Origin of the sequence: Burkholderia catarinensis, from assembly GCF_001883705.2 — a bacterium.
Classification (GTDB): Bacteria; Pseudomonadota; Gammaproteobacteria; order Burkholderiales; family Burkholderiaceae; genus Burkholderia; species Burkholderia catarinensis.
In genome coordinates this window covers 192,569-206,372 of sequence record NZ_MDEQ02000004.1, presented here as the reverse complement: position 1 = coordinate 206,372, position 13,804 = coordinate 192,569, and the positions used below count along the sequence as shown (strand labels likewise).

Annotated in this window: 11 protein-coding genes; 2 read left to right on the top strand and 9 right to left on the bottom strand. The window is 65.5% G+C overall.

The genetic code is table 11. The annotated features are described in order from the left end of the window. Nucleotides 1-60 precede the first annotated feature (60 nt). The 9 genes from bamA to rpsB all read right to left on the bottom strand — a co-directional run bounded on the left by bamA (nt 61) and on the right by rpsB (nt 9,979). Nucleotides 61-2,370: an outer membrane protein assembly factor BamA gene (gene bamA, locus BFF94_RS08135; protein WP_128848387.1), complete on the bottom strand. Its 2,310-nt coding sequence runs from the start codon at nt 2,368-2,370 to the stop codon at nt 61-63. A 61-nt stretch (nt 2,371-2,431) separates the two neighbouring features. Beyond that, entirely contained in the window at nt 2,432-3,802 is a 1,371-nt protein-coding gene (rseP, locus tag BFF94_RS08130) for an RIP metalloprotease RseP (RefSeq protein WP_128848389.1), read from the bottom strand. A gap of 11 nt (nt 3,803-3,813) precedes the next feature. Continuing rightward, complete coding sequence (locus BFF94_RS08125; protein WP_128848392.1) at nt 3,814-5,010, bottom strand: 1-deoxy-D-xylulose-5-phosphate reductoisomerase; 1,197 nt, start codon at nt 5,008-5,010, stop codon at nt 3,814-3,816. Between the two features lie 15 nt (nt 5,011-5,025). Next, nucleotides 5,026-5,847 (bottom strand): phosphatidate cytidylyltransferase, encoded by an 822-nt coding sequence (locus tag BFF94_RS08120; RefSeq protein WP_219139197.1) that lies wholly within the window; start codon nt 5,845-5,847, stop codon nt 5,026-5,028. Beyond that, on the bottom strand, nt 5,841-6,623 hold the full coding sequence (uppS, locus tag BFF94_RS08115) for a polyprenyl diphosphate synthase (RefSeq protein ID WP_048248626.1): 783 nt from the start codon (nt 6,621-6,623) through the stop codon (nt 5,841-5,843). Before uppS ends, BFF94_RS08120 begins: the two co-directional genes overlap by 7 nt. 49 nt (nt 6,624-6,672) lie before the next feature. Continuing rightward, nucleotides 6,673-7,233 carry a ribosome recycling factor gene (gene frr, locus BFF94_RS08110; protein WP_128848394.1) on the bottom strand — a complete coding sequence of 187 codons (561 nt, stop codon included), beginning with the start codon at nt 7,231-7,233 and terminating at the stop codon, nt 6,673-6,675. Nucleotides 7,234-7,324: 91 nt separating this feature from the next. Continuing rightward, nucleotides 7,325-8,038, bottom strand: a complete 714-nt coding sequence (gene pyrH, locus BFF94_RS08105) for a UMP kinase (protein ID WP_128848396.1) — start codon at nt 8,036-8,038, stop codon at nt 7,325-7,327. Between the two features lie 156 nt (nt 8,039-8,194). Next, nucleotides 8,195-9,076 (bottom strand): translation elongation factor Ts, encoded by an 882-nt coding sequence (gene tsf / locus BFF94_RS08100; RefSeq protein ID WP_128848398.1) that lies wholly within the window; start codon nt 9,074-9,076, stop codon nt 8,195-8,197. A 162-nt stretch (nt 9,077-9,238) separates the two neighbouring features. Continuing rightward, nucleotides 9,239-9,979 carry a 30S ribosomal protein S2 gene (rpsB, locus tag BFF94_RS08095; RefSeq protein WP_128848401.1) on the bottom strand — a complete coding sequence of 247 codons (741 nt, stop codon included), beginning with the start codon at nt 9,977-9,979 and terminating at the stop codon, nt 9,239-9,241. A gap of 378 nt (nt 9,980-10,357) precedes the next feature. On the opposite strand from rpsB, the gene map reads away from it, so the two are divergent. Together map and BFF94_RS08085 are read left to right on the top strand one after the other, a co-directional pair. Then, entirely contained in the window at nt 10,358-11,173 is an 816-nt protein-coding gene (gene map / locus BFF94_RS08090; protein WP_014896732.1) for a type I methionyl aminopeptidase, read from the top strand. A 45-nt stretch (nt 11,174-11,218) separates the two neighbouring features. Further along, a complete protein-coding gene (locus tag BFF94_RS08085; protein WP_128848404.1) occupies nt 11,219-13,795 on the top strand; it encodes a [protein-PII] uridylyltransferase in 2,577 nt (858 codons plus the stop codon). The last annotated feature ends 9 nt before the right edge of the window (nt 13,796-13,804 follow it).

Below are 13,804 nucleotides of genomic sequence, written 5' to 3'. Positions count from 1 at the left end.
CGTTTCGAAAACTTACCGGTTAGCAAAATTACCCTCTCGTTGCTGTTGTCATGCGTTCGGTCAGAACGCCGTCCCGATCTGGAACTGGAATTTCTGGTACTGGTCGCCTTCGTGCTTCTGCAGCGGGAAGCCGAGGCTCAGCTTCAGCGGGCCGATCGGCGAGATCCACGCGAGACCCACGCCGTAGCCGTAACGCAGGCCGTTGGCGCCCGTACTCGTACCGCCCGGCGCGTTGCCCCACACGTTACCGCCGTCGAGGAACGTGAACACGCGCAGCGTGCGGTCGTAGCCCGTGCCCGGCAGCGGGAACGTCAGTTCGATGTTGCCGACGAGCATCTTCGAACCGCCGATCGGGTCGTTCGTCTTCGTGTCGCGCGGGCCCAGCGAGCTCGGCTCGTAGCCACGCACGGAGCCGATACCGCCCGCGTAGTAGTTCTTGAAGATCGGGTACGGGTTGCCGATGCCGTTACCGTAGCCGCCCTGCAGGTTCATGCCCAGGATGAAGCCGCGCGAGAACGAATAGTAGTACTGGGCCTGCAAGTCGGCCTTGTAGTACTGGATCTTGCCGACCGGTACGCCGTACTCCATGTTCGCCTGCGTGAAGTAGCCGCGGCTCGGAATCAGCGCGCTGTCACGCGCATCGCGCGACCACGCGATGGTCAACGGCACCGTGTTCGACACGCGGCCGAACTGGTTCACGTAATCCTGGTAGCTCTGCGGCGTGTTCGAATCGACGTCGAGGCGGTTCTGCTCGAAGCCCGCGCCGAAGTAGACGGTGTCGACTTCCGAGAACGGAATGCCGAACTTCAGGTTGCCGCCCGCGCTGATGATCCGGAAGCTCGAGCTCGTCGAATAATAGAGCGGCTGGTAGGTGCGGTAGTAGACGTCCGTGATCCGCTTGATGCCGTCGACCGTGAAGTACGGGTCGACCTGCGTGACGGTCAGCGTGCGGTAGCTCTTCGCGGTGTTGACGTTCACCGACAGGCTCGTGCCCGAACCGAACACGTTGTCCTGCGACACGCCGGCCGACAGCACGACCTTGTCCGTCGACGAGAAACCGGCGCCCAGCGTGATCGCGCCGGTCGGCTTTTCGTCGACCTTCACGTTCACGTCGACCTGGTCGTTCGTGCCCTCGACCGGCACCGTCGTCACGTCGACGTTGGTGAAGTAGCCGAGACGATTCACGCGATCCTTCGACAGCGCGAGGCGGTTCGAATCGAACCACGAGCTTTCGAGCTGGCGCATTTCGCGGCGCACCACTTCGTCGCGCGTGCGCGTGTTGCCGACGACGTTGATGCGGCGCACGTACACGCGGCGGCTCGGATCGACGACGAGGTTCAGGTTCACCTTGTGGTTCGCCTGGTCGATGTCCGGCTGCGCATTGACGGCCGCGAACGCGTAGCCGTATTCGCCGAGCTTGTCGACGATCGACTTGGTGGTCTGCTGCAGCTTCTCGGCCGAGAAACGGTCGCCCGGCTTGATCTTGATCAGCTTGGTGAGTTCGGCTTCGCGATCAAGCAGGTTGCCCGACAGCTTGATGCCCGACACCGTGTACGGCTCGCCTTCGTGCAGCGTGACCGTCAGGTACATGTCCTTCTTGTCGGGCGAGATCGACACCTGGGTCGACTCGATGTTGAACTCGAGGTAGCCGCGGTTCAGGTAGTACGAGCGCACGGCCTCGAGGTCGCCCGTCAGTTTTTCCTTCGAGTACAGGTCGTTCTTCGTGTACCAGGAGAACCAGTTCGGCGTCGACAGCTGCATCTCGTCGCGCAGCGTGCTCGTCTTGAACGCCTTGTTGCCGATGAAGTTGATCTGGCGGATCTTCGCGCTCGGACCTTCGGCCACCGCGAACAGGATCGACACGCGGTTCGCGTCGACCGGCGTGACCGTCGTCTTGACCTCGGCCGCGTAGAAGCCGCGCGTCAGGTACTGGCGCTTGAGCTCCTGCTCCGCCTTGTCGACGAGCGCCTTGTCGTAGTAGCGGCCGTCGGCGAGACCGACTGCGCGCAGCGCCTTCGTCAGGTTGTCCTTGTCGAATTCCTTCGTGCCGGTGAAGTCGATCGACGCGATGGCCGGACGCTCCTGCACCTGCACGATCACGACGTTGCCCTGCGTGGCGATGCGCACGTCGTTGAAAAAGCCCGTCGCGTACAGCGAGCGAATTGCTTCGGATGCCTTGTCGTCCGTGAAGGTATCGCCCTGCTTGATCGGCAGATAGGCGAACACCGAACCCGCTTCGACGCGCTGCAGCCCCTCGATCTTGATGTCTTGCACCACGAACGGTGCCGCTGCATGCGCCGCGAGGCCGTGAGCGGCGAGCGCGGCCGCTGCAACTGTCTTAGGTACAAAGCGATGAGGTTTGAACAACATGCATCCCCAATATTTAGCTGCATCAAATCGGGCGGCTGCCCAGCGGCGGCCGCCTGACGCTTCAGAAATGGATTAACCGAGCCAGGTCGTTGAACAACGCGATCGCCGACAATGCGACGATGCAGATCAACCCGGCTCTTTGCAGAATCAGCTGCCAGCGCTCCGAGACGGCTTTCCCGGTCGCGGCTTCAACCGCATAATATAACAGATGCCCCCCGTCCAAAACGGGAATCGGCAACAAGTTCAGGACGCCAAGGCTAATGCTGACAAGGGCGAGGAACGACAGGAACGCCGACGGACCGAGCCGCGCGCTCTTGCCCGCGTAGTCGGCAATCGTCACGGGGCCGGACAGGTTCTTCAGCGACGCGTTGCCCGTGATCATCCGCCCGAACATCCGCAGCGAATACACGGAGATGTCCCAAGTGCGGTGCACGCCGAGCTGCAGGCTCTCGATCGGCCCGTAGCGCACGTCGACGGACGGCGCGTGCATCGACAGCGCCGCGCCGATGCGGCCGACCTGCTGCCCCGATTCGTCGTCGCGCTGCATCTGCGGCACGATCGATACCGTCTGCGCGGCACCGTCGCGCTCGAGCTGCAGGTCGAGCGCCTTGCCCCCATGGTGCTTCACCGAATCGATGAAGCGTGACGCACCGCCGATCGGCTTGCCGTCGAGCGCGACCAGCTTGTCGCCGGCCTTCAGTCCCGCCTGCTCCGCCGCGCTGCCGGGCTGCACCGACGCGACCGACAGCGTGCCGCCGCCGGCTTCGAAGCCCAGATGGGCCATGAAATCGTCGTCGAGCTGACTTTCGGGAACATTGCGGAGGTCGACGCGGAAATCGAACGTCGCGTTGCCGTCGCGCGCGCCGAGCACGATCTCGCGGTGATCGAACGCGGCCGCCAACAGCTTCCAGCGCAGGTCCGACCACGACCGCACCTGCTCCGACTCGCCGCCCTGCGCGTTGCGGATCGACACGATCGTCTCGCTGCCGTCGAAGCCCGCGCGCGCCGCCACCGTGCCGGCGGGCGGCGGTGCGACGATCGCGGCCGGCTCGGTCACGCCGCTGGCGAATACGACGGAAAACAGCACGATTGCCAACAAGAAATTGGCAATCGGCCCGGCTGCGACGATCGCGATGCGCTTGTAGACCGATTGCCGGTTGAACGCCTGCCCGAGCTCCTCGGGCTTGATGCCGGGGCCCGGATCGCGCTCGTCGAGCATCTTCACGTAGCCGCCGAGCGGCAGCGCGGACAGCGTCCACTCGGTGCCCGTCCTGCGGCTGACCCAGCGCGCAACGGGCTGGCCGAAGCCGATCGAGAAACGCAACACCTTCACGCCGCACCAGCGCGCGACACGATAATGTCCGTACTCATGCACGACGACCAGCACCCCGATCGCCACCGCAAACGCGATCAGTTCGACCAGCACGTTCATGAGCACCCCATTCAGACAGTACGCTCGACGCGTGGCGCAGGCGCTTTTGCAATGATCGCGGCGGCGAGGCGGCGTGCCTCGGCATCCGCCGCCAGGACGTCGTCGAGCCCGTCGGGCGTACGGTTCGGCAGCGCGTTGAGCACTGCGTCGACCGTCGCCGCGATCGCCATGAAGCCGATCCGGCGCTCGAGAAACGCTTCGACCGCAATCTCGTTCGCCGCGTTCAATGCAGCGCTCGCGATGCCGCCTTCCTCGAGCGCCTTCAGCGCGAGCGCGAGGCACGGGAAGCGCGCGTAATCGGGCTGCTCGAACGACAACTGGGCGATCTGCGCAAGGTCGAGCTGGTCGACACCCGCATCGACACGCTCGGGGAACGCGAGCGCGTGCGCGATCGGCGTGCGCATGTCGGGGTTGCCCAGCTGCGCGAGCACCGAGCCGTCGCGGTACGACACGAGCGAGTGAATCACGCTCTGCGGGTGGATCAGCACATCGATCCGGTCGCCCGGCAACCCGAAGATCCAGTGCGCCTCGATCACCTCGAGACCCTTGTTCATCATCGTCGCGGAATCGACCGAGATCTTGCGGCCCATCACCCAGTTCGGGTGCTTGCACGCCTCGTCCGGCGTCACGTCGACGAGCGTGGCCGGCTCGCGCGTGCGGAACGGGCCGCCCGACGCGGTCAGTATGATCTTCGAGATCCCGCCGTGCTCGGCCGCATCGCGCGGCATGCACTGGAAGATCGCGTTGTGTTCGCTGTCGACCGGCAGCAGGATCGCGCCATGGTCGCGCACGGCGTCCATGAAGATCGCGCCCGACATCACGAGCGCTTCCTTGTTCGCAAGCAGGATCCGCTTGCCCGCGCGCGCGGCCGCGAGGCTCGGCACCAGGCCGGCCGCACCGACGATCGCCGCGACCACCGTGTCGCAGCCGTCGCTCTTCGACACGTCGACGAGCGCCTGCGGCCCGTGCAGCACGGTCGTCTTGCTGCCCGCCGCGCGCAGTTTCGCGTCGACGTGCGCGGCCGTCGCGGCATCGCCGACCACCGCCACTTCGGGCGCGAAGCGCAGGCACTGCTCGACGAGCTTGTCGCCGTTGCGGTGTGCGGTCAGCGCGTAGACCGAGAAGCGCTCGGGATGGCGCGCGACCACATCGAGCGTGCTGTCTCCGATCGAGCCCGTGGAACCGAGCAATGTCAGACGTTTTTGCATAACAGAAATAATGGTTTAACCAAGCAGCAGCATCGCGAGCGGCAGCACCGGCAGCAGCGCGTCGACACGGTCGAGCACGCCTCCATGGCCAGGCAGCAGTCCGCTCGAATCCTTCACGCCCGCCTGCCGCTTCAGCAGCGACTCGAACAGGTCGCCGATCACGCTGTACGCGACCAGCAGCGTCAGCGCGGCCAACGCACCGGGCATCTCGTAGCGCACGGCGAACGCGGAAAACAGGGTCGGCTCGAACGCATGCGCAGCCATCGCGACACCGGCGACGACCATCACCGCGACCCAGCCGCCGATCGCGCCTTCCCAGCTCTTCCCGGGGCTGATCGTGATGGCCAGTTTACGCTTTCCGAAGGCCTTGCCCGCGAAGTATGCGCCGATATCGGCCAGCCAGACGACCAGAAGCAGCGACAGCACGAACGGCACGCCCTGCGCGCGCGCCGCGACGAGCGCATGCCAGCAGGCCGCAAACACCACGAGGCCGGCCGCCAGCAGGAACGGCCGCCATACGCCGCCGGCGAGTTCGGGCTTGCGCCGCAGCGCGAACGGGCCGACCAGCAGCCAGAACACACCGGCCGCCATGAAAAGGGGACGGGACGAAGCCGCATCGATGCCGAGCGGCGTGGTTGCCGCGAGCGCCAGCGCCGCGACGACCGCATAGACGACCGGGCCGGCGCCGCCGAGCTTCAGCAGGCGCGCCCACTCCCACGCGGCGCACACGAGCACGGCGCCGATCAGCGCGCCGAACGCGGCGAGCGGCGCGAACAGCGTCACCGGCAGCAGCACTGCCAGCATCACGAGCGCCGTGATCACACGGGTTTTCAGCATGAAAGGGAATCGGCGTTCTGCGATTGCGGCTCGAGCTGCGCGCTCGTACGCCCGAAACGGCGCTCGCGCTCGGTATACGACGCGATCGCGTCGGCCAGCGCCGCGCCGTCGAAATCCGGCCAGTATTTGTCGGTGAAATAGAATTCGGCGTACGCGAGTTGCCACAGCAGGAAGTTGCTGACGCGCTGCTCGCCGCCCGTCCGGATGAAAAGATCGGGCTCCGGCGCATAGGCCATCGCCAGGTGCGGCGCGAATGCGTCCTCGGTCACTTCGACCTCGCGACCCTCGCGCACGGCCTGCTCGACGAGCTTCTTCGTCGCCTGCAGGATGTCCCACCGGCCGCCGTAGTTGGCAGCGATGGTGAGCGTAAGACGCGTATTGCGCGCCGTCTTGGTTTCGGCGCGGCGAATCAGTTCGCGGATGCGCGGCTCGAAGCGGTCGAGATCGCCGACGACACGCAGGCGGATCCCGTTCGCATGCAGCTTGCCGACCTCGCGCTCGAGCGCGGTGATGAACAGCCGCATCAGGAACGACACTTCGTCGTTCGGCCGGCGCCAGTTTTCCGAACTGAACGCGAACAGCGTCAGGTATTCGACGCCGGCGCGCGCGCAGCCTTCGACCACCGCCCGCACGGCATCGACGCCGCGGGTATGCCCCGCGACGCGCGGCAAGCGGCGTTCGGTCGCCCAACGGCCGTTGCCGTCCATGATGATCGCGATATGACGCGGCACGACGCCGACGTCAGGCACGCGAACGGTAGAGCTGGTATAGGTCATGGCCGTTGAGACAGTAATGCGGGAAGAAGGCGGCGCGCGAGGACGGTCGTCAAACCGTCATGATCTCGGCTTCCTTGCTCTGCACGAGCTTGTCGATTTCGGTGACGTGCTTGTCGGTCAGCTTCTGCACGTCATCGCTCGCACGGCGCTCGTCGTCTTCCGAGATTTCCTTGTCCTTCACGAGCTTCTTGAGCGCTTCGTTCGCGTCGCGGCGCAGGTTGCGGATCGCGACCTTGGCCGTTTCGCCTTCGCTCTTGACGACCTTGGTCAGCTCGCGGCGGCGCTCTTCCGTCAGCGCGGGCATCGGCACGCGGATCTGGTCGCCGGACGTTGCCGGGTTCAGGCCGAGATCGGCTTCGCGAATGGCCTTCTCGACCTTCGCGACCATGTTCTTTTCCCACGGCTGCACACCGATCGTGCGCGCGTCGACGAGCGTCAGGTTCGCGACCTGCGAGATCGGCACCATCGACCCGTAGTAGTCGACCTGCACGTGATCGAGCAGACCGGCGTGTGCACGGCCCGTACGGATCTTTGCCAGATCGTTCTTGAACGCTTCGATCGAGCGCTGCATCTTTTGCTCGACGCCCTTCTTGGTATCAGCGACACTCATTTCAACCTCCGAACCTTCAAACCTTCAAAGAACGCGGGCCCCGCCCGGCGCATCTTGCGCGCCGCGGCCGATGACCCGCACCCGCGGGAGTTTACACGTGGACGAGCGTACCTTCGTCCTCGCCCAGCACGATGCGCTTGAGCGCGCCCGGCTTGTTGATCGAAAACACGCGAATCGGCAGCTTCTGGTCGCGGCACAGCGCAAAGGCCGTCGCGTCCATCACCTGCAGGTTGCGGCTGATCGCCTCGTCGAAGCTGATCGTCGTGTAGCGCGTGGCCGCCGGATCCTTCTTCGGATCGGCAGAATATACGCCATCGACCTTGGTCGCCTTCAGCACGACCTCGGCGCCCACTTCCGAACCGCGCAGCGCGGCGGCCGTGTCCGTCGTGAAGAACGGGTTGCCCGTGCCCGCCGCGAAGATCACGACGCGGCCTTCCTCGAGCTGGCGGATCGCGCGGGGCCGGATGTACGGCTCGACGACCTGGTCCATCCGCAGCGCGGACTGCACGCGCGCCTCGATGCCGGCGTGGCGCATCGCGTCCTGCAGCGCCAGCGCGTTCATCATCGTCGCGAGCATCCCCATGTAGTCGGCGGTCGCGCGGTCCATGCCGGCCGCGCCACCCGCGACACCGCGGAAAATATTACCGCCACCGATCACGACCGCGAGCTGCGTACCGAGCCGCACGACCTCGGCGATATCGGCCACCATCCGTTCGATCGTCGCGCGATTGATGCCGAAGGCATCGTCGCCCATCAGCGCTTCGCCGGAGAGTTTGAGGAGGACGCGTTTATAGGCATTGGACATAGGGGCTTCCGAGCGACGAGAGGATGACAACCACGAACTGTAGGGGCGAAATACTGATTCGGGCAAGCGCCGACGGTCGGACCGGGGTTCCCGGCCGGCCGGCGGCGGCGCCGACCGCGGCGGAGCGGGCGCCCGCCGCGGATACTGCCTGACTGCTTACTGCTGCTTTGCTGCTGCGACTTGCGCGGCCACTTCGGCGGCGAAATCGTCCTGGCGCTTTTCGATGCCTTCGCCGACGACGAACAGCGCGAACTTCTGCACTGCGGCATCCGCTGCCTTCAGCATCTGCTCGATCGTCTGCTTGTCGTTCTTCACGAACGTCTGGTTCAGCAGCGACACTTCCTTCAGGAACTTCTGGACGCTGCCGTCGACCATCTTCGCGACGATCTCGGCCGGCTTGCCCGATTCCGCAGCCTTCTGCTCGGCCACGCGGCGTTCCGTCTCGATCAGCTCGGCCGGCACGTCGGCCGACGACAGCGCGACCGGCTTCATTGCCGCGATGTGCATCGCGACATCCTTGCCGACCTGCTCTTCCGCGCCCGTGTACTCGACGATCACGCCGATACGCGCGCCGTGCAGGTACGTAGCGATCTTGTTCGCGGTTTCGAAGCGGACGAAACGGCGGATCGACACGTTCTCGCCGATCTTGCCGACCAGCGCCAGACGCACTGCGTCGACCGTCGAGCCGTCGAGCGGCAGCGCCGACAGCGCGGCCACGTCGGCCGGGTTCTGCGTCGCGACGAGTTCTGCAACCGTCTTCGAGAACGCGAGGAAGTCGTCGTTCTTCGCGACGAAGTCGGTTTCGCAGTTCAGTTCGACCAGCGCGCCTGCGTTGCCGCCGACGAACGATGCGACGACGCCTTCGGCCGTCACGCGCGATGCCGCCTTGCTCGCCTTGTTGCCGAGCTTGACGCGCAGCAACTCTTCAGCCTTGGCCAGATCGCCGTCGGCTTCCGTCAGCGCCTTCTTGCACTCCATCATCGGTGCGTCGGTCTTTGCGCGCAGTTCTGCCACCATGCTTGCGGTAATTGCCGCCATCATTCGCTCCTTGAGTCTGTATTCACAACGCCGCCCGCTTTGACGCGAACGGCCGAGATTCGTTTCCGGACCTGCGCCGATTGGGCGCGATCAGGTCCGGCGCACAAGCTTAAAAAAAGGGGGCCTGTTGAGAGCCCCCTTTTTGCGCCGGCTCGGGGCCAGTTACGCGTTTTCCTCGACGTACTCGTCGTCGCCGCGTGCGGCCTGGACCACTTCGTTGACCGCGTTCGCACGGCCTTCGAGGATCGCGTCGGCCACGCCTTCAGCGTACAGCGCGACTGCCTTGCTCGAGTCGTCGTTGCCCGGGATCACGTAATCCACACCTTCCGGCGAGTGGTTCGTATCGACCACGGCGATGACCGGCACGCCCAGCTTGTTCGCTTCGGTAACGGCGATCTTGTGGTAGCCGACGTCGACGACGAAGATTGCGTCCGGAATGCCGCCCATGTCCTTCACGCCGCCGATCGACTTCTGCAGCTTGGCGATTTCGCGCTCGAACAGCAGCGCTTCCTTCTTGCTCATCTTCTCGGTTTCGCCCGATTCGACGGCCGCTTCCATGTCCTTCAAGCGCTTGATCGATACCTTCAGCGTCTTGAAGTTGGTCATCATGCCGCCGAGCCAGCGTGCGTTGACGAACGGCATGCCTGCGCGCTGCGCTTCCTGGGCGATCGTGTCACGCGACTGACGCTTCGTGCCGACGAACAGGATCGTGCCGCGGTTCGCTGCCAGCTGACGCACGTACTTCTGTGCGTCCGTGAACATCGGCAGCGTCTTTTCGAGGTTGATGATGTGAATCTTGTTGCGGTGACCGAAAATGAACGGAGCCATCTTCGGGTTCCAGAAGCGCGTCTGGTGACCGAAGTGGACACCCGCTTCCAGCATTTGGCGCATCGTAACTGCCATGTAAATTCTCCACGAGGGTTGGGTCTTAAGCCGGCTGCCGTACCGCCGCGCGAACCTGCCCCGAAGGGCGTCGAATTCTGCGCGGCCGGCACCCTGGTTGCGCCGGCTTGCGATTCGACACGTGCGAAATGCCCGTGCCGTAAGCCTTCCACCGCGATGCCGCCCCAAGACGGAGCGCATCGGCATTTGGATATCGACTTAGCCAAAGAGTATAGCACGCCGATTTGTCCGCTCTCAAGTCGCCCGCCACTTTCGCCAGCCGTGCGGCAGCCGGCCGGACAATCCGCGAAAACCCGCATCCGCGCGGGCGGCAGGGGCTGCGATACCCGCCATAAGGTGCGATAATCCGTCAATTCACCGTATTCCAGGCACACCTCGATGGCTATTACGCTCAAAAACGAACACGATATCGCCGAGATGCGCGTCGCCTGCCGTCTCGCGAGCGAAGTGCTCGACTTCATCACGCCGCACGTCGTCGCGGGCGTCACGACCGCCGAACTCGATCGCCTCTGCCACGAGTTCATGCTCAACGAACAGGGCACGGTCCCGGCGCCGCTGAACTACCAGCCGCCCGGCTACCCGCCGTACCCGAAGGCCACCTGCATCTCGGTCAACGACGTGATCTGTCACGGCATTCCCGGCGAGAAGGTGATCAAGAACGGCGACGCGCTGAACATCGACATCACCGTGATCAAGAACGGCTACTTCGGCGACACGAGCCGGATGTTCATCGTCGGCGAGGGTTCGATCCTCGCGAAGCGCCTCGTGCAGACCACCTATGAGTGCATGTGGCTCGGCATCGACCAGGTCAAGCCCGGCGCGCACCTCGGCGACATCGGCTACGCGATCCAGAAGCACGCGGAAGCGCAGGGCTACAGCGTCGTGCGCGAGTACTGCGGCCACGGCATCGGCACGGTGTTCCACGAGGATCCGCAGGTCGTCCACTACGGCCGTCCGGGCACGGGCATCGAACTGAAGGCCGGGATGATCTTCACGATCGAGCCGATGATCAACGCCGGCAAGCGCGACATCCGCACGATGCCCGACCAGTGGACGGTCAAGACGCGCGACCGCAGCCTGTCCGCGCAGTGGGAGCATACGGTGCTCGTCACCGAAACCGGCTACGAGGTGCTGACCGTGTCGGCCGGCACGCCGGCGCGCCCCGTGTTCGCGCAACCGGCCGCCGCGGTCTGAGCGCCGTCGCGCCAGCCCGCCCCGCCCGCACCTGACCGGCCGCCCATGAACGCTCACGCAGCCCCCTCGCCCGAAGCGCTGTCGCGGCGCGCCGAATTCAAGGCCGCCAAGACGGAGATGCTCGAGCGCTTTCGCCGCGCGACGAACGTCGCGGCGCTGATGCACGCGCTGTCGAAACTCACCGACGACGCACTCAAGCGCGTGTGGGACGACTGCGGGCTGCCCGCGACGCTGGCGCTCGTCGCCGTCGGCGGCTACGGGCGCGGCGAACTCGCGCCCCATTCCGACGTCGACATCCTCGTCTTGCTGCCCGATGCGCACGACCCGGCGCTCGACCCGCGCATCGAGCGCTTCATCGGGATGGCGTGGGATCTCGGCGTCGAGATCGGCAGCAGCGTGCGCACGGTCGCGCAGTGCATCGAGGAGGCGTCGCAGGACGTCACGGTGCAAACGTCGCTGCTGGAAGCACGCCGCATCGTCGGCAGCACCGCGCTGTTCGAGCGTTTCACGGTGCGCTACCACGAGGCACTCGACGCCCGCGCGTTCTTCACCGCGAAGGTGCTCGAGATGCGCCAGCGCCACGCGAAGTTCCAGGACACGCCGTACAGCCTCGAACCGAACGTGAAGGAAAGCCCCGGCGGGCTGCGCGACCTGCAGACGATCCTGTGGATTGCGCGCGCGGCCGGCTTCGGCAGCAGCTGGCGCGAACTCGACACGCGCGGTCTCATCACCGAGCGCGAAGCGCGCGAGCTGCGCCGCAACGAAGGCTTCCTGAAGACGCTGCGCGCGCGGCTGCACGTGATCGCCGGCCGCCGCCAGGACATGCTCGTCTTCGACCTGCAGACTCAGGCCGCCGAAAGCTTCGGCTACCAGCCGACGCAGGCCAAGCGCGCGAGCGAACAGCTGATGCGCCGCTATTACTGGGCCGCGAAAGCCGTCACGCAGCTCGCGACGATCCTGATCCAGAACATCGAGGCGCAGCTCTTCCCCGCGACGAGCGGCATCACGCGCGTGCTGTCGCCCGACCGCTTCGTCGAGAAGCAGGGGATGCTCGAGATCGTCGACGACGGCGTGTTCGAACGGCATCCCGATGCGATCCTCGAAGCGTTCCTGCTGTACGAGACGACCCGCGGCGTGAAGGGCCTGTCCGCACGCACGCTGCGCGCGCTGTACAACTCGCGCGAAATCATGAACAACGTGTGGCGCCGCGATCCGCAGAACCGCCGCACGTTCATGATGATCCTGCAGCAGCCCGAAGGAATCACGCACGCGTTCCGGCTGATGAACCAGACGAGCGTGCTCGGCCGCTACCTGCTGAATTTCCGCCGCATCGTGGGCCAGATGCAGCACGACCTGTACCACGTGTACACGGTCGACCAGCACATCCTGATGGTGTTGCGCAACATCCGCCGCTTCGCGGTGGCCGAGCATGCGCACGAATACCCGTTCTGCAGCCAGTTGATCGGCAACTTCGAGCGCCCGTGGGTACTGTATGTCGCGGCACTGTTCCACGATATCGCGAAGGGCCGCGGCGGCGACCACTCGACGCTCGGGATGGCCGACGCGCGGCGCTTCTGCCGCGAACACGCGATCGCCGGCGACGACGCAGCGCTGATCGTGTGGCTCGTCCAGCATCACCTGACGATGAGCCAGGTCGCGCAGAAGCAGGACACGAGCGACCCCGAAGTCATCAAGCGCTTCGCCGAGCTCGTCGGCAACGAACGGCGCCTCACCGCGCTCTACCTGCTGACCGTCGCCGATATCCGCGGCACGAGCCCGAAAGTGTGGAACACGTGGAAGGGCAAGCTGCTCGAGGATCTGTACCGCGTCACGCTCGCGGTGCTCGGCGGCGCCAACCCCGACGCGCATTCGGAGCTGAAGTCGCGGCAGGAGCAGGCGCTCGCGCTGCTGCGCCTCGAGACCGTGCCCGACGATGCGCACCGCGCGCTGTGGGATCAACTCGACATCGGCTTCTTCCTGCGTCACGATGCAGCCGACATCGCATGGCAGACGCGTGTGCTGCACCGGCACGTGAACGCCGAAACCGCGATCGTCCGCGCGCGGCCGTCGCCGATCGGCGACGCGCTGCAGGTGCTCGTGTACGTGAAGGACCGCCCCGACCTGTTCGCGGGCATCTGCGCGTATTTCGACCGCAACGGGCTGTCGGTGCTCGACGCGCGCGTCAGCACGACGCGGCATGGCTATGCGCTCGACAACTTCATCGTCACGCAGACCGAACGCGACGTGCAGTACCGCGACATCGCGAATCTCGTCGAACAGCAGCTCGCGATGCGGCTCGCCGAAACCGCGCCGCTGCCGGAGCCGTCCAAGGGCCGCCTGTCCAGGCTGTCCCGAACGTTTCCGATCACGCCGCGCGTCGACCTGCGGGCCGACGAGCGAGGCCAGTACTACATCCTGTCCGTGTCCGCCAACGACCGGCCGGGCCTTCTCTATTCGATCGCGCGCGTGCTCGCCGAGCATCGGATCGGCGTCCATGCGGCGCGGATCAATACACTCGGCGAACGCGTCGAGGATATCTTCCTGCTCGCGGGCGCCGGCTTGTCCGACAACCGCCTGCAGATCCAGCTCGAAACCGAGTTGCTGCGTGCGATCGCAGTCTGAATGAATTCC